Consider the following 19310-nt stretch of genomic DNA (forward strand, 5'->3'; position numbering starts at 1 on the left):
GTTAGTTTTGAACTCTAACTTTTGGGGTGCACCACCAATTGACATTCTTTTTGAATAATGAAATGATAAGTTATACTACACCGAAAGGCAGGAACTTATCATGGATTTATCCAAGCAATCCGAAGAAAACGTCAATTTCATGATTGAAGAAATAAAATCAAAATTGCGGATGGTCAATGTGGATGCGATGAAAGCGGAAGACTTCAATGCTTCGCAGTACGAAGACTTGCGGGAATTGTATGAAATGGTGGCTAGCCGCAATTCCATTACACCAAACGAAATGCAGGCCATTGCACAAGAGCTGGGCTCACTTCGCAGATAACGAAAATCCCCTGAAGGATCAACTTCAGGGGATTTTTTACTTTCTATACTGTACAACATACCAGCTGCCTTCTTTGATGACGGTTTGGATTCCGAGCATCGTCATTCCCGCTTTTTCTCCCCATACAGTCAATTCATCGCGTGACGGCAGGCGGTACAGATTATCAAAGGCGGAAAAAAAACTGTTGAACGCGTTGACAAATGGCGGGCTGTCACCGCTTCCCGCAATGGGCGTGATGACTGATAAAACACCGCCGTCTTGCAGCCAGCCGGCAAGTTCCGTAAAAAGGCCTTGCCGTTCTTCCAGGTCGATGTAATGGATGACGTTGTTCATCATGACCATGTCATATAATCGGTCGGGCTTGTACTCCCAAAGGTCAGCATTATCGATGTCCACGTTGTTTAACCCTTTGGTCAACTGCCTGGCTTTCTCTGCTACGACCGGACTGATTTCCAGTCCTTTGAAGTGGGCATGGGGAAAACGTTCCGCCAGTTTCTGGATGTAGCCGGCCTCGCCGCAACCAATATCCAATACCAATCGACTCTTTTGTTCTTTCATCCGTTTGGCGATCTTCGGCAATGCCAGTACTTCCAGCATGCGGCTTGTCTCTGCAACCGTCGGCGCATGCTTTTCTTCTTCAAAATGGCGGCGCTTTTTGGTACGCATCATCTCAGGATAGTTCAATAAAGTCGGGATATGTAATTCCATCATTTCCTTGAGCAAAACCCCTGAGGAGTTTTGCCCTTTGGGTTTCGGCAATTTCCATGTATTCCACGTCTTGTACCGATTTCTCCCGGCGTCTTTCAAATGGCCAATGGATACTCCTACGTGGACCCACTGTTCAAGCAGCGCTTCATCCAATTGAAACGCATCCGCCACATCAAAAGTCGAAACCGGCCGTTCAAATGCTTTGAATAACTCGAGTTCGTATCCCACGTAGGCATGCCAGCTGGACAAAAAAGGTTCATTTCGTTTCATATACATCCTGGCCTTCAGCATTTTCATCACATCAATCATTCAAACCCCTCCACTTTCCACGGATAATCATCTTCTCTTGTAAAATATTTCAGTTCTTTCCGGTCTGTCGGCAAACTCTTGGCGCGCACCGGCATAATGCCTCCCTGGATGAAACGGTCTCTCATACCTTCACGCCAAATTCCGAGTCCCGAGATATTCAGCATTTGTTTGAAATGAAGAATCGGATCTTCTTCCATCCGCTCGAAAGTCCGGGTACGAAGATAGCTGACCGGCTTAAAAGGAAACGAGTAAGCCAGTGCTGCCAAATGGCTTAACTGCAAAACATGTTCTGCACGTTTGTAACGGACTTTCTCATACCAGGTTAAATGCTCAGGTGCAGTATTTCCGCTTTCCAGCATATCAGCCGCCAGTTCCCCGAGGATGTCGGCATCCTGGATTGCCATGTTCATGCCTTCTCCCGCCATGGGGTGAACGGCATGTGCCGCGTCCCCAATAATCGCTTTGTTATTTTTGACATACGAAGGGGCATGGAACATGACCGGAATCATCAGCTGGATTTTTTTCCAATCGTTCAACGACTGCACATAGCCATCCATTGCCGGTGCCAAATCGGTATACAACTTGTGGAAATGGCTGATGGGCTTTTCTTTCAGTTCTCTGTACTCCCCTTCCGGAATCAAATAAACGGTTCGGACCTGATTATGGGGCAATGGAAACAGCCCCAAAAACCGGTTGTATGTTGAAATGATTTGCCCTTCAGTGAAATTTTCAGGCCGTGGAAACGATACCGTCAGGAAATGGTGATTATAGCGCGTTTCCTTTATCTCGATGCCCATCGCTTTTCGTGTCACCGATGAACGTCCTTCTGCTCCAAAATAGTAGAATGCTTCCACTTCAAACCGCTCTTTTCCTCTCTGGAGCTGCACTGTTTGGTCAGTGAAACCTTTACATACCGTCCCACTCAGGTAATGGAAGTTGGTGTATTCTGAGGCTTCCTGGAGAATAGTTTTCTTCAGCTCTTCATGATGGATCATGTAAGCGGCATTGTATTTGCCTGGAAGCACATTGTAATCCATGAATGATTGATCTCTCACTGTTAAAGAACTCGATAGTTCCAGCATATCCAGCACGTTAATTTCTTGGGAACGGCTGACAATGTGATCGTACAATCCGAGTCCATCGAAAATTTGCATGCTTTTTGGCTGCAGCAGCTCTCCTTTATAAGTTGGCGGCGTTTTGGTCATTCTTTCAGCCAGTACAACGTCCACACCCCGCTGTACCAGTTTAAGCGCAAGCGTCAAGCCGCCGATACCGCCTCCGCTGATGAAGACATCTGTTTTCATTTGCTTCAGCTCCTTGTTCCTGTATTCCTCATATCGCTTATCCGAAAACCTTTTGTGCGCGCAAAAAAAGAAGCCCCCGCGAGAGCTTCTCCATTGTCTTATTGCGCTGATAGTTGATTGTAGGCTACTGCCAGTTGCGCTCCTACTTTAGCATTGTGTTTGACCAATTCGATGTTGGCCACGAGGCTGGCCCCTTCTGTCAATTCTTTGACTTTCCCTAAAAGGAAAGGCGTCACTTGTTTGCCGGAGATGCCGTTTTCTTTTGCTTCAGTCATGGCTTTTTCGATAATGCCATTGATGAACGACTCTTCCAGTGCATGTTCTTGCGGGATTGGGTTGGCCACTACTGCCCCGCCTTCCAATCCGAGTTCCCACTGTGCGTTCAACATGCCCGCCAGCATTTTTACGTCATCTGCACGCGAGCTTAAATCGAAACTGCTTGAACGGGTATAAAAAGCGGGCATTTGGGAAGTCTGATAGCCAACGACCGGTACGCCTTTGGTTTCCAGGTATTCCAGTGTCAGGCCGATGTCCAGAATCGATTTCGCGCCGGCACATACGACGGCTACACCGGTTTTGGCCAGTTCTTCCAGATCGGCTGAAATGTCCATTGTCGTTTCAGCACCTCTGTGAACACCGCCGATGCCTCCTGTAGCGAAAACACGGATCCCCGCCAGCTTGGCGCAGATCATCGTCGCCGCGACGGTAGTAGCACCAATTTTCTTGGTGGCTATCAATTGTCCCAGATCCCGTCTCGACACTTTTGCCACATCCGGACTGCTGCCGAGCAGTTCCAATTCTTCATCCGACAAACCAATTTTGATTGCTCCATCCATAAGAGCAATGGTTGCCGGCACAGCTCCGTTGTCACGGATGATCTGTTCGACGACACGCGCTGTCTCCACGTTTTGAGGATACGGCATACCATGTGAAATGATGGTTGACTCGAGAGCCACAATCGGCTGCTTATTTTCCATTGCCTGTTTTACTTCTGCTGAATACGTGATCATTGTTGTCATAGTAATTCCTCCCGATCTTTTTGTAATTGAATGGCCGTCAATTCCGGCCGCACCGTTGCCTGGCTCTGTAAAGTTCTGGCTGCATTGACCAGACCGAAATGGACGATGTCCAGAAATTCCTTGCCCAGTAAAATACCATGGACCAAGCCGCTGGAAAAGGCATCTCCCGCTCCTGTCACATCCTCCACAGCTGAAATGCTGATGGCTTTGTAATGCGTAATGCCTTGTGCGTTTCCTGCCATAACGCCTTCTTTTCCATTGGTGACCACTACGTTTTCCACGCCACTGTCCAGCAGCCGCTCCACAGCTTTTTGCCAGTCAGCTTCCGACTTGATGGAAAAATTTAAATGCTGTTCCGCTTCGTCCCGGTTCAGGATCAGCCAAGTGATGCCGTCCAGCTCTTTGCCTAAACGTTCCATCTTTGGGGCAGATACAGGAATCACGGCAAGTGGGATCTGACGCGCCTTGGCAAAAGCCCGAACATATTCCACCGTCTCTTTCGGGCAATTCAAATCCATTACCAGGAAACCCGCAGACATCAGCGCTTTTTCCTGCCGTGCCACATAGTCAGGTGTCAACAAATCATAAATGGCCATATCCGCCATTGCCAGGATCATTTCACCGTCCGGCTGCAAAATGGCTGTATAGCTTCCCGTCGAACATCCATCTACAGTTTGCGTCAATTCAGTATCCATAAATGGCGCTGATGCTTCTTCGATCATCTTCCACTCCGAATCCACGCCGGCGATGGACATCAGACGGACAGAGTGCCCCAGACGCCCCAGGTTCTCTGCTATATTGCGCGCGACACCGCCCACACTCCCCGCTACAGAAGCCGGATTTGATGTGCCCATCTGTGCGGGTTTTTCCATCCGGAATTTACGGTCCACATTCGCTCCGCCGATGCAAACCACTGTATCCGCTTCAGGCAGGACATAAGCTCTCCCCACAATTTTCCCCTGGCGAATCAAAGAAGAGATTAAATTGGCAAGCGCCGGCCTTGACATCTCCAGAGCATCAGCCATTTCCTGCTGTGACAAAAAAGGGTTCTTGCGGATCATCTCCAACACTTCGGATTCTTTCCGGTTCAAAATTTTCACCGCCTCTTTAAACTTTTGTTTATATATTAAACTTTTATAATAAAAATTGCAAGGATTATCAAAACAAATTTCTGCGTGCCCATTGCGTGTGATGACTGAAAATTGCTACTATAGAAGGATGAGAGGAGAGATTCAAATGGTATCTTTTAATGAAACCTTGTCACGGTATGCAGAATTGGTCGTCAATGTAGGTGTCAATATTCAGCCAGGTCAGCAGCTGTATATCGCTGCTTCGCTGGAAGCGGCCCCACTGGTTCGCCTAATTACCAAAAAAGCCTATGAAATAGGCGCTAGACAAGTGCACGTTGATTGGAATGATGATGAAATTACACGCATCCGCTACGAGCTGGCACCGGAAGACTCCTTTTCGGACTTTCCCGCCTGGAAAGTGCAGCAGCGGGAACAGCTGGCCGAACAGGGAGCGGCGTTCATCAATGTGGTTTCGCAAAGTCCTGACTTGTTAAAAGGCATTGATTCGAAACGAATCGCCGACTTCCAAAAAGCAGCCGGCACTGCCATGAAAAAGTATCGTCAATATGTTCAGTCGGATAAAATCAGCTGGACCGTCATCGCTGCCCCTTCAGCGGCATGGGCAGCCAAGGTTTTCCCCGACCTTCCTGAAGATCAGCAGGAAGAGGCCTTATGGAAGGCGATTTTCAAGGCGGTACGGGCTGACGTCGACCAGCCTATCAAAGCATGGGCACAGCATAACGACCTGCTTCATACAAAAGTCGATTATTTGAACGAAAGAAAATATGCCAAACTTCATTACACTTCTCCGGACACCGACCTGGAAGTCGGGTTGCCGAAAGGCCATGTATGGGCCGGAGCTGGTTCCGTCAACGAAAAAGGGGATACATTCATGGCCAATATGCCAACCGAAGAAGTGTTCACTGTTCCGCATAAAACCGGTGTTAACGGCTATGTATCAAGCACCAAACCACTGAGTTACGGCGGAAACATTATTGACGACTTCAAAATTACATTTGAAAATGGCAGAATTGTCGATATCACTGCCGCCAAAGGCGAAGATGTGCTGAAACAGCTTGTCTCTACTGACGAAGGGTCCCACTTCCTAGGAGAAGTGGCACTGGTGCCGCATCAGTCGCCAATATCCGATTCGAATATTTTGTTCTACAATACATTATTTGATGAAAACGCCTCTAATCATCTGGCGATCGGCAGTGCCTATTCGTTCTGTCTTGAAGGCGGCAAAAACATGTCTCCGGAAGAACTTGAAAAACGTGGTTTGAACCAAAGCATCACTCATGTGGATTTCATGATCGGCTCTGCACAGATGGATATTGATGGGATTTTGGAAGATGGTTCGCGTGAACCCGTGTTCAGAAACGGAAATTGGGCATTTTGATTCTTTAAAATTTGTCACTTAAATTCCTTCTTGTTTTCGTGTATAATGACAAATGATGAGCAGAGACAAGAAAGGAGTTATCAGAATGCTATACGGTGTTACAGTTGTTCTCGGTTTTATGGTGGTAATCGGCCTTTTCTTCGCGGTACTTATGCACTTCCTAGGAAAAGGGCTTAATACGCATGATGCAGAAATCATTGACCCGACTCCCGAAGTCGCCTTCGACAAGGCCCACGATAAAAAAGGTGTAGACGACAAACAATAGAAAACAGTCAAAAGCCGGTTTCTTCACAGAAACCGGCTTTTGATTTTCAACTTCCTTTTTCTTATACCCGCTTCTTTTCCCCCTGTTGATTCATTAGCCCTCTTTTGCCAAAGCAAGGAGTATGGTAGCCTTTTGTTATATATTTCAATTGCATTACAATTGGGAAATGCAGCGCTTTTCACATGGTACAATTAAAAAAACTTGTCTATTACATAGGAGGCTGAACATGTTTTCTTCACTCGACATCGGAATTGACTTAGGAACCGCGAATATACTTGTTTATACAAAATCGAAAGGCATTATTCTCAATGAGCCTTCTGTTGTCGCCATGGATACAAAAACAGGAAAAGTCATTGCAATTGGTGAAGAAGCCAAATTGATGATAGGAAAAGCACCCGATTCAATTCGCATCGTACGTCCGCTGAAAGATGGTGTGATTGCGGATTTTGATGTAACAACTGAGTTGTTAAGAATGATCATGCAAAAAGCCGCTAAACAATTGGGCACTTCTCTCCGCAAACCGAATGTCATGGTTTGCACTCCTTCGGGGGCCACTTCTGTGGAGCGACGAGCCATTCACGATGCTGTAAAAACCAGCGGTGCAAAGACTGTCCATTTAATCGAGGAGCCAGTGGCAGCAGCAATTGGCGCTGACCTTCCAGTCAGTGAACCGGTTGCCAGTGTCATTGTTGATATTGGCGGCGGCACCACGGAAGTAGGCATTATTTCGTTTGGCGGTGTAGTTTCTTCAAACACCGTGAAAGTTGCTGGAGACCGGATGGATGAAGATATCATTCATTATGTCCGCAAACACTATAATGTATTAATCGGTGACCGAACTGCTGAAAATATCAAAAAAGAAATAGGGTACGCACTTACTTCCCATAAGACCGAAACGATGGATGTCCGGGGGCGCGACATCATGACCGGATTGCCAAAAACCGTGAATTTGTCTTCCACCGAAATCCAGGAAGCTTTGAAAGAGTCACTGTCAGCGATACTGGAATGCATACGGGCGACTTTGGAAGATTGTCCGCCGGAATTATCAGGCGACATCGTCGATCAAGGAGTGGTTCTTTCCGGCGGTGGGTCATTATTAAAAGGGATGCAGCAATGGCTGTCGGAAGAAATGTCTGTTCCTGTCCATATGGCACCCAATCCATTGGAGTCTGTAGCAGTCGGAACTGGCCGTTCCCTTGTTATGCTGGACAAACTCGATAAAATCGCCAGATAAAACAGGAGACCTCACCTTCAACGCGCTGTATTACAGATTTGCTGTTTGGGATTACGCATAAAAGTACTTTTTACGGGGAATTTCGTCTAAAATAAAGACTATAAACCATCTAGGAGGAAATTGGATGTCTAAACTGAATGAAATTTTGGAGTACAATCAAAAATTTGTGGAAGAAAAAGAATACGAGCAGTTTATCACTACAAAGTTTCCCGATAAGAAGGTCGTCATTCTGACGTGCATGGATACACGGCTCTTCGAAATGCTTCCGAAAGCGATGAACCTGAAAAATGGCGATGTTAAAATCGTGAAAAGTGCAGGTGCTGTCATCAACCATCCTTTTGGCGGCATCATGAGAAGTTTGTTTGTTGCAGTGTACGAGTTGAACGCAGACGAAATCTACATAATTGGTCATTACGATTGCGGAATGTCCGCCATTGATCCCGACAGCACCCTGGAAAAAATGAAACAACGGGGCATCGATGAAAAAACTATTGAAACAATAAAGTATTCCGGAGTGGATGTGAATGAGTGGCTGAAAGGTTTTGATGATGTCACAGAAAGCGTCCGCCACAGTGTGCGAATGGTGAAAAATCATCCTTTGATGGATCGTTCGGTGCCTGTTCACGGACTGGTCATCGATCCGACGACCGGCAAATTGGACTTACTCATTAATGGCAATGAAAACCGCTGAGAAGACATTGACCGAAGGCAGTTCGGGCAATGTCTTTGCGACGAAGCAGCGCAGCGATGCAACGCCCTTTCATGTTTCGAAGCCAGCGCAGCGATGCAGAGACAGGAGCACCGGTTTTCCGCAGCGACAAGGAGACTGAAGCCATGCCACTACTGGAGGCATTTGCCTGGAACCGAATGAAAGAAAGCTGCCGAGTTTCTCGACAGCCTGCAAAACCGCTGAGGAATATCTCCTCAGCGGTTTTGCTTTTGATAATAAATATAATCAAGCGGAATTCCTGCCTTGCCGAATTGGCGCAGGAAAGAAGTGATTTGGCCCCGATGGTAAGAAGCATGATTGACAATAGTGAACAGCATTTCTTCACGGCTGTGTTCAAAATCATCCCCCCGCATATTCTTGTAGCGGAGCCGTTCTTCCCATTGCTGTTCCGATAAGGAAGAAAAATACAATTCCATTTCGGCATGAAGCAGCAGAAAAGCTTCTTTCGCTCGGTCAATTGTTGACACATCAAAACGCTCAAACACTGGTTTCCCGATGCCATTCATTCGATCCAACCATAGTTTTTCAACCCCGATGACATGTTCCACTGTATCTTTGATGGTTGCGAATGAATTGGCAGCTTCCTGTGTATAAAGCTCTTCTCCGGCAGCCTGCACATGCTCCAGACATTTCAAAGTTGCCCATTTATGATACGAAAACTGTTTGTCCCTCATCATTGTGCACCTTCTTCCATTCAGTCTGTCATTCCTCAAACCATCTAACGATTTCTTTCCACCATTTTTTATAGGCGGCCTTACCCTTTCAAAACTCGCTCTCCAGCATGGCATAATAATAATGGTCTTCCCATTCCCCGTTGATGAACAGAAATTCCTGCAGCAAGCCTTCTTCCCGTAATCCTGCTTTTTCCAGCACACGGATCGATCCCAGGTTGCGGGGGGACACATATGCTTCAATGCGATGAAGTCTGAGCTGCTCAAAGCCGAATGCTATCACCAGCTTGACAGCTTCGGTTGCAATTCCTCTCCCGATATATCCTTCATCAATCGAATAGCCGATCAGCGAGCTGAGAAATGGAAGCCTTTTGATACTGTACATGGATATATGACCTATCAGTTTATTGGTGTCATGCTCAAAAATGCCAAAACTGTATTCCCTGTTTTCGCGGGCCTGGTAAATGGATTCCCTGATTTTTTCCCGCTGTACCGCAACGGTAAAATAACTGTCCCTATGGCGTGGTTCATATATTGCCCAATAATCGCGATTTCGGAGCAATAGCTGAACCATTTCAGCTGCATCGTCTACGGTTAAGTTCCGGAGGTAACATGTCCGGCCATTAAAAAGCAAGTTCATATCCGTCAATCCACAGAAGACGTCAATGTGATGAATTCTTTGGCATCTTTCACACACAAAGCAATCCCTTTTTCCCAGAATGCTTCCTGTGTAATGTCTTCCTGCAGATGCTTCATCGCCAAGTCTTCAGCTGTCATAATTGCCGTGTCCCGCAACAGCGCCATATATTTTTCCTCGAACCCTTTTCCTTCTTCCAGTGCTTTTGCATATACACTTAACGAGAACAGATAACCAAACGTGTACGGGAAGTTGTAAAATGGCACATACGTGATATAAAAATGCAGTTTAGAAGCCCAAAAATGGGGATGTCCAGATTTAAGTCCGCCTCCAAACCCTTCAACTTGTGCTTGCTGCATCAACTCATTCAGTCTTTCTGCAGGCACTACACCTTTTTTGCGTTCCTCATAAAAGCGGGTTTCAAACAGGAAACGAGCATGGATATTCATAAAAAATGCGACGCTGCGCTGCACTTTATCTTCAAGCAGGGCAATCTTCTCTTCTTTTGATTCGGCACTTTTCACCGCCGCATCGGAAACGATCATTTCCGCGAAAGTGGAAGCTGTCTCAGCCACGTTCATGGCATATGAACGGTTTAAGGAATGAACAGGACGCAAGGCAAAAGAATGGAACGCATGTCCGAGTTCATGGGCCAGTGTAGCGACATTTGACATTGACCCGCTGTATGTCATAAAAATACGTGATTCCTCTGACATTGGCAATCCGGTACAAAATCCTCCTGGACGTTTGTTTGGCCGATCTTCCGCTTCAATCCACCCTTTTTCAAAAGCGTTCTGTGCAAAAGCTTCAAGTTCAGGCCCGAACTTTCCAAAATGCTTTAAAATGAATTCCGCACCTTCCTGGTAGGAATATTGCTGTTTGCTTTCCGTTACAGGCGCGTCAACATCAAACCATTCCAGTCCATCTTTTCCAAGAAGTTCGCCTTTTTTAGCTAAATAATCAACAAATGGTTGCTTGTTTTTACTGATTGCGCTCCACATCGCGTCCAAGGTTTCCTGCTTCATGCGATTGATATGCAATGGTTCCTGGAGTGGATTATCCCATCCTCTTTTTTTGTAAGTTTCCAGGCGGAAGCCTGCAATCGAGTTCAACGTCTTGGCAAAAAACTCTTCTTTATCCATCCAGGCGGCTTCCAGACTTTCATACGCTTCTTTTCTGACAGCACCGTCAGCATGGGAGCTTAAATTATTCGCTTGGCCAACCGACAGCGTCTTTTTCTCTCCATCCACTGTCACACTGACTTTAATATCTCCTACCAGCATGTCGTAAAGCTGGCTCCACGCATGATAGCCGTCAGTGCTGAGCGCCGTTATCAAATTCTCTTCTTTCTCAGACAACAGCATCTTCGCTTCATCCCGCAATTCATTGAGGAAAAAATCGAATTGACGCAGTTCCTCCGTATCAAGAATGTTCTGCCACACCACGTCGTCCACTTTGCTCAGATCCTGTTGGATCTTTTGCACAGAACTTTGGAAACGGGCGTTTTGAGAAGAAGATTCACTCTGCAGAATCGCCGCTTTTTTGTCTTCTGTATTTTGTGCCATCAAGCAACCGATAAAAGACCCAGCCTGGTCAATATGCAGCATGGTATCTTTCATCTCTTCAAGCAATGAAGCCAACCGCTCCGCATCTTCCCTGGAAGACGGAGGCTGAAAACGTTGAGCCCGTTTCTCGAACTCCTCCAATTTCGGTCCTGCCTCATCCATATGTAAACGCAGCTCTTTGGAATCGCTTCCTCCTGGAAAAAGTGTGTCCAAATCCCAGACTTCTGAAAATTTCACTGTCATCGTACATCCTCCCGGCAAACTAAATTTTCTAAAAACACTTATAAGTATATCATTTTTGTCTTCTTGACGGAACTTGCGCCCCTTCTCCGACTGTTGGAGAAAGGCATTCCTCTTTGTCACTGGTTTGTCTAATTTGAAGTGTTTCCACAAATTGTGAATTGTGGCACGAAACAATGACAGGTATACTAAAGCTTAAGGAGGGATTTCTATGCTGCGTGTTTTGCTGATGACAGTTGCTTTTCTTGCCATAATTGTCGTCAATGCCCTAGCGAATATTTTGCCGATCAATGGACAGACGACCGGAGAAATTTCCAATCGGTTGCCTGTGCTGTTTACACCGGCTGGTTATGTATTCTCAATTTGGTCAGTCATTTACATACTGTTGGCTGTTTGGATAATCGGCTTTTGGCTCCGGCTGAAAAAAGGGGAAACACCTTCCGTTAAAATAACTGTGTTTTTCTTACTCAATGCTGTATTCAACATCAGCTGGCTTTTCTTGTGGCATTACGAATTCTTTGCCTGGTCACTCGTAGCCATGTTCGGCTATCTGCTTTCTTTGATCGCTCTGTACTATCAGTATGACGATGCAGAACGAAAATTCACGGAACGCCTGCCGGTATCGATCCATATGGGGTGGGTCAGTGTAGCCACCATCACAAACATCAGTTACGTCTTAACTTACTACAATTGGAGCGGATGGGGATTGAGCAATGAGCTGTGGGCCGTCATCATGCTGACTGTCGCTACTGCATTGGCGCTTCATATACGATTTCATCATAACGATATCCCTTTTGCACTCGTGTTTGTATGGGCATTCATCGGGATTGCTGTTAAAAACAACACCGATGAATTGCTTGTTACCGCTTCCTCGCTTTTTCTGACAGGGGTCATCCTGACCGGCATTCTGCTGATTAAAAAAAAGCCAGACCAGCGTCGTAATTTTCAAAGCTGATTCTGACAGAAGGAGGCAAACGATGAAGTATGCTCATTTAGGAAAGGCTGGTTTTGCCGGGATAGTGTTCTTTTTATTTCTGAGTGGAGCAGATAAGAGTATGTTGTTGTTTTTATTGCTTATGCCCTTATTTTACATCGGGAAATCTTGGTATACATACCTGGCTCGCAACTAGAGCATGTACTTTATGGTTTAATCATTTTAATTGGATAGACACAAAAAAGGACTGCTCGGCAGTCCTTTTTTGTGTCTATCAGTCTAGTTTTGTCAGTAAAATCGGTTCGCCTTTTGTCACCAACACAGTGTGTTCGATTTGCGCGACCAATGATTGATCAGGTGTGATGAATGTCCATCCATCGCCTGATTCCACGATATGTTCCGCTTTTTGTGAGATAAACGGCTCCACAGCAAGAACCATTCCTTCTTTCAAAATGGTTGTTTCCCATGCATCATAGTAATTCAAGATGTGTTGAGGAGCTTCATGAAGTGATTTGCCGATGCCGTGCCCAGTCAAATTTTTAATGACGAACAAGCCTTCCTGCTTCGCTTCGCGTTCGACCGCTTTCCCAATCTGGTTCAGTTTAGAACCCGCTTTGACTTTTGTCATGGCGCGGTCAAAAGCGGACGCTGCCACTTTACAGATTTTTTCTTTGTCTTCGTGTCCTTCTCCAACAACAAAAGAAATCCCTGTATCGGCAAAATACCCTTCATAAGATCCCGAAACATCAATATTGACGATGTCCCCATCTTTTATCACCCGTTTGCCCGGGATGCCATGAGCCACTTCTTCGTTGACGCTGATGCAGGTATAACCCGGAAAATCATATTCCGATTTTGGTCCGGAAACACCTCCAAGTTCTTCAAACAGCTTACCGCCGATTTCGTCTATCTCTTTTGTAGTCATGCCCGGCTTGGTTGCCGCTTTCATCGACTCCCGAATTTCAGCGACCATTCGACCAGCCTTTTTCAGCATTTCAATATCTTTATCATTCGTTGCAATCATCTAAACCCTTCTTTCAAATTTTCTATCAAAAAGTATAACATAAAAGAAAAGCGCAGGCGCCCGTGGAGATTTGACGGGCATAAGACGGTCTGGCGAAGCGGCATGTCTGTGCCGCACAGTCAGAGTGGCTTATGACCCCGAGAATCTGGGCGCCGGAGACTGGACAATAACAAAAGCGCAGGCGCCCATTAAGGCAGACAAGCGCTGTTCATGTTTTTGTTTTCACCAATTGCGGAGCTGCAGAGAACAGCCCTGAACAGGCGATAGCTGTGATTAAAAAGATCGGCACCATATACGTGGCATTATAAACGAATGAATAAACTACTGCGTTGCCTTCTGCAAATTCACTGAAAAACCAGATTCCCACGATGACATGGACAAGATAACGCAAAAACGAACCGATGAAAGTCCCCATAATAACCGCTCCTGCCATTTTTCCTTTCTTGCCATTGCGGAGATTTTTCAAATAACTGCTTCTCAACAAACCCGCCAGCCCGACACTTGCAAATGACACAATATAATCCAGTGTCACCTGTGTAAAGGCGAAAGTAAATGACAGCGGCACGACATAAATCCGACCGGTGACGACCTGCAGCAGACCCATCGTAATTCCTGTCAGTATTCCGGCCAGGGTGCCGCGTCGAAAGGCCATCAGCACGATTGGAATCAGTGCCAAACTGACAGAGCCGCCCTGCGGCATGCTGAAAGCCAGTAAATCCAGGACAAAAGCCAACGCGCCAAAAATCGCAATTTCCATCATTAACAACAACCGTTTGTTTCTCATAAGTTCCTCCTTCGTGTGGGTATGCACAGCACCAGAAGGGCAGAAAAAACCAGAAAAGCGGCATCAGGACAGAGCCTGACGCCGCGTAACAGCAGGTTTCCATCCACATCCCTGCGCAAGTGTTAACTTACAGGTTCAAAGGGTAAGAACGGATCGTTCACTCTCAGCAACAGCTCCCCTTGTGGTGTATACATTCTTTTTCGATACCTGTATTGTACACAACCCCAAAAGGGAAAGCAACTTCGTTTCAAGAGGGCACAACAGGGTAAATAATGTACAAATGCGTTTGGAAAGGTGGTGGAGGCAGCTGTACGGTAAAGCTGCTGAATAATGACGAACATGATTGATATGCTGAAGGAATTGATTAAGATTGAAAGCTATACCAAAAAAGGAGCAAACGAAGCTCTTCATTTTTGTGCCGACTGGCTGGAGAAAAAGGGCCAAAAAGTAACGATCCACGACAATAATGGATTTTTAATGCTGACTGCAACCAAAGGAAAGGGAGAAGAGACCATTATATGGAATGGCCATGTCGATGTGGTGCCCGGCCATGACGAGCAATTTTCTCCTATGGTGGAACAACAGCGCTTATACGGTCGCGGCACGGCAGATATGCGCGCCGGTGTCGCTGCCATGATGCAGGCTTTTGTTGACTTGGATGAAAATAAGCTGAACCGGATCGTCCAATTACATATCGTCACTGACGAAGAAATCGGCGGACGGAACACTTCCAAATGGCTGGTCGACCAAGGATTTACAGGCGATTTTGTCATTTGTGGCGAGCCGACAGGTTTAAAAGTCGGACTGCAGTCCAAAGGGATTCTGCATATGGATATGACTTTTAAAGGTCAGCCTGCCCATGGCAGCCGTCCGTGGGAGGGAGTCAATGCCATTGAGTCTGCGATGAAATTTCATATGGCGACTTCCGAACTGCCGTTCCGCAAAGAGTCCACAGAGTACTATGACCAGCCATCAGTCAATTTGGCCATCATCAAAGCTGGGGAACGATATAATATGGTGCCGGAAATTTGTGAAATGTCCTACGATATACGCTATATGCCTGGCCAGGACCCTGATGAGATTGCTCGTCAAATGGCAGAACTTGCCGATGCATTGAATCTGGAAATGGAGTATGAAACAAGTGGGGCTTCGACGCCTGCTTTAATCACTCCTGAAGATAACCCTTATGTCGTAAACCTGCAAAAAGCCATCAGACAAACAACCGACAAAGACGCCGTATTATTCGGACAGCACGGCGCTGCGGATACCCGTTATTATTTCGCCGCCCCCCAATGCAAAGGTGCAATTGAATTCGGTCCTGTCGGAGACGACTGGCACGGCAACGCGGAATATGTATCCATTCCAAGCGTTCATGAATACAAAGAGATCCTGGTAACCCATGCGCAAGCCAAATAACAGGTTTGCCACAAGCGGATACAGGGAAAGTGAATAATACCTTTACTTAGGAAGGAAGATGTAATGATGGGAATTGGACGAATCGTACGAACAGCAATCAAAGTGGCACCCGTCGCTTATCCGATTATCCGGAAAATAACAAAAGGCAGAAAGAAAAACAATGCAAACAAAGACAGCAGCCAGCAAAATAGCGACCGCAGCAGACGCCGATAGAATAAGCATGGCTTATGAAAAAAACCGCGCAAAGAGGCATACTCTTCGCGCGGTTTTATAATGGTCAGCCTTTTCCTAGATGTAAGGAATCGCTTCCCGAAGTGCCAAATAATCCGTTTTGACTTGGTCAGAAGGACGGAAAGCGTGATTATCGCGTTCTTTTTCTTCACTTCTGCCGTCCTGTGCTGGAGTATCCTCATTTTGTTCGCGTGCTTGCATAATCTCTTCGAACGTCAGCGGGTTCGGCTCGGGCAACTCCTCACGCGCTACTTCCCAAGCATCTTGATAAATAGTGAAAAAAGCGTTGGCCATGGCCCGGTATCCTTCGATATTTGGATGAACATCGGCTGGATTCGGCAACTTATCGACTGCATCATACCCGAAAAAACTGTCCACTGGAACAAAATGGACCCCTGCTTTGTCAGCCGTCCGCTCTAAAATTTCATTCAGTAAATCAAGCTGCTCAGCTATTCCCGCTTTTTGGCTTACCCGCATATGCGGGTAAGCAAAGTAATACCCCATGACATAAATGTCGGCACAGGGAGCCCGTTCTTTCAATTCCTGTAAGATAGCTTCCATATTGGAACGTGCCTGGTCCAAAGCAAAATTCACTTGTATTTGATTGAATGCCAGTGAACCCTGCATTGGATCCGTCTGCACCAATCGCAACAAATCATTCGCTCCGGCTGATACTGTGATGATATTTGCCGCCGTTAATAGCTCCTGTGCTTCTTCAGACTTCACCCGTTCCAATACATCTTCAGTCGTGAAGCCGGGAAACGCCAAATCTTTTGTGTAAAATGCCAGCGGTTGGTTTCGCATCAATTCCTGAGCGATCAAATCGACATAGCCCGTGTCAATTTCAGAAGCAGGTGTCTGTCCGGCTGCGAGCGAATCGCCAAGTCCCACATATGCAGCAGGCGCTTTCACTTCAGCATGTGCCGATATGGCAATCCCGCTCATAAACAGGGCGGTCAAAGCTGCGAGCCAATATCTTCTCAATCCCCTCACCTCTTACTGTGCCCAATTTCCTTTCCTGAAAATCGGTTCTTTTGTTCCGTCCCGGCGGATTCCATCAATATCCATTGCGCTGCTTCCAATCATGAAATCTTCATGAATGATGGAAGTATTCAAGCCAAGTGTCTCCAGTTCCGTTCGCTCCAAATCACGCGCCCCTCTGTAACAAGTGGGGTAAGCGTCTCCAATAGCCAAATGATTCGATGCATTTTCGTCGAATAGTGTATTAAAAAACAGAATTCCGGTTTCGGAAATTGGCGATTGTTGCGGCACTAATGCCACTTCCCCTAAATAACAGGCTCCGTTGTCAGAAGCAATCATTTCATCCAGCAAATCCTGCCCAGTTCCAGCTTCCGCTTTGACGATTTTTCCTTTTTCGAATGTCAGCGTGAAGTCATCAATGATATTTCCTTGGTACACCAGTGGCTTTGTGTTCCGCACATAACCGTCCACTCCTCTTTTCACAGGAACTGTGTAAACTTCTTCCGTCGGCATATTGGCAATGAAGTGAACGCCTTCAGGAGTTTTGGAAGCTCCTGTCAGCCAAATATGAGGTTCTGGAAGAGTAATGGTCAAATCCGTTCCTGGCGCAGTGTAATGCAATTTTTCATATTTCTTGTCATTCAATAAGGCGGCACGGTGCTCAAGTGCCTCGATGTGAGCTTTCCAGTGCTCCACGGCATTGCGATCGCCTATTCGAACAGTCTTGAAGATGGCGTTCCATAAGGCGGCAATCTGCTGTTCTTCAGGAAGATCAGGAAAGACTTTTTTGGCCCATTTTTCAGAAGGCACAGCGACAATCGACCAGGCCACTTTGTCCGTCCCTACTGCTTGACGATACCGTTCCAATGCTTTTCCCGCTGCTTTTTGATGGTCAGACAATCGTTTTGAAGAAACGCCTGTCAGTAAGTCCGGATCTTCTGCGTCAATCCATAAAAATGCACCCCCGGCCTCAATGATTTCATCGCGCTGAACAACAACCCACTTCGGAAACTCCTGAAAAGCTTCATCCGGTGCCAGATCGAAGTGAAGCCGGGTCTGAATTGGATCTTCGTAATTGACATATACACGTTTGGCTCCCGCTTCATACGCTTTCCTTACGACAAGGCGTGTAAAGTCGATGGCATCCGTAGTGGTATTGATCATGACCGGTTGTCCAGGCTGGAGATTCAGTCCGACCTGCACAGTAAGCTCAGCGTACTGCTCCAACTTTTCTTCAAACGTCATTTCCGGTTCCCCTTTGCAGCAACGGTTTTACTCGAACCTTCAACCAACTTGCCTCCATGTATTATTTTCTGGACAGGCTTGGAAGGCAATTGTTTTGAAAGTTTTTTGTAATGACGTTCATCGGCATATGCCAGTAAAGTGAGCACTTCTCCATCAGCCCCCGCACGTCCTGTCCGTCCAGAGCGATGCAAGTATTGTTCGGCTGTTTGAGGCACATCAACATGGATGACATGCGTCACTGCGTCGATGTCCAATCCACGCGCAGCCACTTCCGTCGCAATCAAGACAGCGACTTCCCCTTTTCTGAACAAATCGAGCGCTTTTTTGCGTTCATCTTTTTTCATTTCAGAATGCAATGCCACGATTTTGGCATCACGGAATTTAAGTTTGTTTTCCTTCATCAGTAATTGATCCAGGTTGTTAACGAATGCCAGCGCCTTTACTCCTTCGATGTGGGAAATCCGCCGCAGCATATCTGTCTTGTCCCGCTCATCGACTTTTACGAACGAGTGCGTAACTTTTCCTTGGGCCGGCATATCCTCTGCAGTTACACGAAGACGCGTCGGATGCTGCATCAAACGATCAGCCACCAGTTCCACTTCTTCTGTAATGGTGGCTGATACCAGCACCAATTGACGGTCGTGCTGAGTTTTTTCAATCAGGTTCTTCATGACATTGCGATGTTCCCTTGCCATCAATTGATCGCCTTCATCCAATACCAGCATGCGAATTTCATGCATTTTCAATTTCTTGCTTTTCACCAATTCGTTTAAACGCCCGGGCGTCCCTACGACGATGGTCGGTTTCTTTTTCAACTTTTCAAGTTGGCGCTGCATATTGGCTCCGCCGATCAATTGTGTAACGGTAACAGCTGTTCCTTCTGTCCATTCACGGAGTACGTTGACAATTTGCATCGACAATTCCTGTGATGGTGCAACGATCATAGCCTGTGTCGCCGGCTTTTCGGGGTTGACGCGCTGCAGAATCGGCAGCACATAAGCCAGTGTTTTGCCCGAACCTGTCGGGGATTCAGCTACAATGTCGTTTCCTGCCAGCATTTCCGGCACCATTTGTTCCTGGATCGGCATTGCTGCTTCAAAACCGGCGTTTTTCCATTTTTCCTGCCAGATCGGGCTTAATTCATTTATAAAAGTCATGTCTATTCCACCTTCTTTTCGATGCTTTTAGTGTACCATATTCAGCGCCTGCCCGCTTTTTTGGA

The 19310-nt window shown here is 46.5% G+C and carries 20 protein-coding genes and 1 riboswitch; of the genes, 8 read left to right on the plus strand and 12 right to left on the minus strand.

Annotated features, from left to right (window positions below; all coding sequences use genetic code 11):
- Positions 1-100 precede the first annotated feature (100 nt).
- Entirely contained in the window at positions 101-322 is a 222-nt protein-coding gene (locus EEX84_RS14400) for a DUF1128 domain-containing protein (protein ID WP_123166346.1), read from the plus strand.
- Between the two features lie 36 nt (positions 323-358).
- Here the strand turns inward: EEX84_RS14400 and EEX84_RS14405 are convergent, their stop codons facing one another.
- From EEX84_RS14405 to EEX84_RS14420, 4 genes are all read right to left on the minus strand, one after another.
- Positions 359-1339 (minus strand): class I SAM-dependent methyltransferase, encoded by a 981-nt coding sequence (locus EEX84_RS14405; RefSeq protein WP_123166347.1) that lies wholly within the window; start codon positions 1337-1339, stop codon positions 359-361.
- On the minus strand, positions 1336-2643 hold the full coding sequence (locus EEX84_RS14410) for an FAD-dependent oxidoreductase (protein ID WP_123166348.1): 1308 nt from the start codon (positions 2641-2643) through the stop codon (positions 1336-1338). Before EEX84_RS14410 ends, EEX84_RS14405 begins: the two co-directional genes overlap by 4 nt.
- Positions 2644-2741: 98 nt before the next feature.
- Positions 2742-3662 carry a pseudouridine-5'-phosphate glycosidase gene (locus tag EEX84_RS14415; RefSeq protein WP_123166349.1) on the minus strand — a complete coding sequence of 307 codons (921 nt, stop codon included), beginning with the start codon at positions 3660-3662 and terminating at the stop codon, positions 2742-2744.
- Positions 3659-4753 (minus strand): PfkB family carbohydrate kinase, encoded by a 1095-nt coding sequence (locus tag EEX84_RS14420; protein ID WP_123166396.1) that lies wholly within the window; start codon positions 4751-4753, stop codon positions 3659-3661. The genes EEX84_RS14415 and EEX84_RS14420 overlap by 4 nt, the downstream gene beginning before the upstream one ends.
- Before the next feature lie 145 nt (positions 4754-4898).
- On the opposite strand from EEX84_RS14420, the gene EEX84_RS14425 reads away from it, so the two are divergent.
- The 4 genes from EEX84_RS14425 (at position 4899) to EEX84_RS14440 (ending at position 8321) form a co-directional block, all read left to right on the plus strand.
- On the plus strand, positions 4899-6131 hold the full coding sequence (locus tag EEX84_RS14425) for an aminopeptidase (protein WP_123166350.1): 1233 nt from the start codon (positions 4899-4901) through the stop codon (positions 6129-6131).
- A gap of 85 nt (positions 6132-6216) precedes the next feature.
- Positions 6217-6396 (plus strand): hypothetical protein, encoded by a 180-nt coding sequence (locus EEX84_RS14430; RefSeq protein WP_123166351.1) that lies wholly within the window; start codon positions 6217-6219, stop codon positions 6394-6396.
- A gap of 226 nt (positions 6397-6622) precedes the next feature.
- Complete coding sequence (gene mreBH / locus EEX84_RS14435) at positions 6623-7630, plus strand: rod-share determining protein MreBH (protein WP_123166352.1); 1008 nt, start codon at positions 6623-6625, stop codon at positions 7628-7630.
- A 124-nt stretch (positions 7631-7754) separates the two neighbouring features.
- Positions 7755-8321 (plus strand): beta-class carbonic anhydrase, encoded by a 567-nt coding sequence (locus tag EEX84_RS14440; RefSeq protein ID WP_123166353.1) that lies wholly within the window; start codon positions 7755-7757, stop codon positions 8319-8321.
- A 233-nt stretch (positions 8322-8554) separates the two neighbouring features.
- Here the strand turns inward: EEX84_RS14440 and EEX84_RS14445 are convergent, their stop codons facing one another.
- The 3 genes from EEX84_RS14445 to EEX84_RS14455 all read right to left on the minus strand — a co-directional run bounded on the left by EEX84_RS14445 (position 8555) and on the right by EEX84_RS14455 (position 11476).
- Positions 8555-9037 (minus strand): DinB family protein, encoded by a 483-nt coding sequence (locus EEX84_RS14445; RefSeq protein ID WP_123166354.1) that lies wholly within the window; start codon positions 9035-9037, stop codon positions 8555-8557.
- An 85-nt stretch (positions 9038-9122) separates the two neighbouring features.
- Positions 9123-9671 (minus strand): GNAT family N-acetyltransferase, encoded by a 549-nt coding sequence (locus EEX84_RS14450; protein ID WP_123166355.1) that lies wholly within the window; start codon positions 9669-9671, stop codon positions 9123-9125.
- Between the two features lie 5 nt (positions 9672-9676).
- Positions 9677-11476: a M3 family oligoendopeptidase gene (locus EEX84_RS14455; protein WP_123166356.1), complete on the minus strand. Its 1800-nt coding sequence runs from the start codon at positions 11474-11476 to the stop codon at positions 9677-9679.
- 208 nt (positions 11477-11684) lie between these two features.
- Here EEX84_RS14455 and EEX84_RS14460 point away from each other — a divergent pair, with 208 nt between their 5' ends.
- Complete coding sequence (locus EEX84_RS14460; RefSeq protein WP_123166357.1) at positions 11685-12428, plus strand: TspO/MBR family protein; 744 nt, start codon at positions 11685-11687, stop codon at positions 12426-12428.
- A gap of 253 nt (positions 12429-12681) precedes the next feature.
- On the opposite strand, the gene map is transcribed toward EEX84_RS14460, so the two are convergent.
- Together map and thiT are read right to left on the minus strand one after the other, a co-directional pair.
- On the minus strand, positions 12682-13431 hold the full coding sequence (gene map / locus EEX84_RS14465) for a type I methionyl aminopeptidase (RefSeq protein WP_123166358.1): 750 nt from the start codon (positions 13429-13431) through the stop codon (positions 12682-12684).
- A gap of 208 nt (positions 13432-13639) precedes the next feature.
- Complete coding sequence (gene thiT, locus EEX84_RS14470) at positions 13640-14215, minus strand: energy-coupled thiamine transporter ThiT (protein WP_123166359.1); 576 nt, start codon at positions 14213-14215, stop codon at positions 13640-13642.
- A 91-nt stretch (positions 14216-14306) separates the two neighbouring features.
- A riboswitch (TPP riboswitch) is annotated at positions 14307-14405 on the minus strand.
- 140 nt (positions 14406-14545) lie between these two features.
- On the opposite strand from thiT, the gene EEX84_RS14475 reads away from it, so the two are divergent.
- Together EEX84_RS14475 and EEX84_RS16640 are read left to right on the plus strand one after the other, a co-directional pair.
- On the plus strand, positions 14546-15631 hold the full coding sequence (locus tag EEX84_RS14475) for a M20 family metallopeptidase (RefSeq protein WP_338048389.1): 1086 nt from the start codon (positions 14546-14548) through the stop codon (positions 15629-15631).
- Positions 15632-15697: 66 nt separating this feature from the next.
- Entirely contained in the window at positions 15698-15844 is a 147-nt protein-coding gene (locus EEX84_RS16640; protein ID WP_192892979.1) for a hypothetical protein, read from the plus strand.
- Positions 15845-15919: 75 nt separating this feature from the next.
- Here EEX84_RS16640 and EEX84_RS14480 read toward each other — a convergent pair whose 3' ends face one another.
- Genes EEX84_RS14480 through EEX84_RS14490 form a run of 3 tightly spaced genes read right to left on the minus strand, consistent with a single transcriptional unit; the run spans position 15920 to position 19245 of the window.
- Positions 15920-16846, minus strand: a complete 927-nt coding sequence (locus EEX84_RS14480; protein ID WP_240034002.1) for an SGNH/GDSL hydrolase family protein — start codon at positions 16844-16846, stop codon at positions 15920-15922.
- A gap of 12 nt (positions 16847-16858) precedes the next feature.
- A complete protein-coding gene (locus tag EEX84_RS14485) occupies positions 16859-18088 on the minus strand; it encodes an aminopeptidase (protein WP_123166360.1) in 1230 nt (409 codons plus the stop codon).
- A complete protein-coding gene (locus EEX84_RS14490) occupies positions 18085-19245 on the minus strand; it encodes a DEAD/DEAH box helicase (RefSeq protein WP_123166361.1) in 1161 nt (386 codons plus the stop codon). The genes EEX84_RS14485 and EEX84_RS14490 overlap by 4 nt, the downstream gene beginning before the upstream one ends.
- Positions 19246-19310: the final 65 nt, after the last annotated feature.

Source organism: Planococcus salinus (assembly GCF_003719725.1).
GTDB lineage: Bacteria > Bacillota > Bacilli > Bacillales_A > Planococcaceae > Planococcus > Planococcus salinus.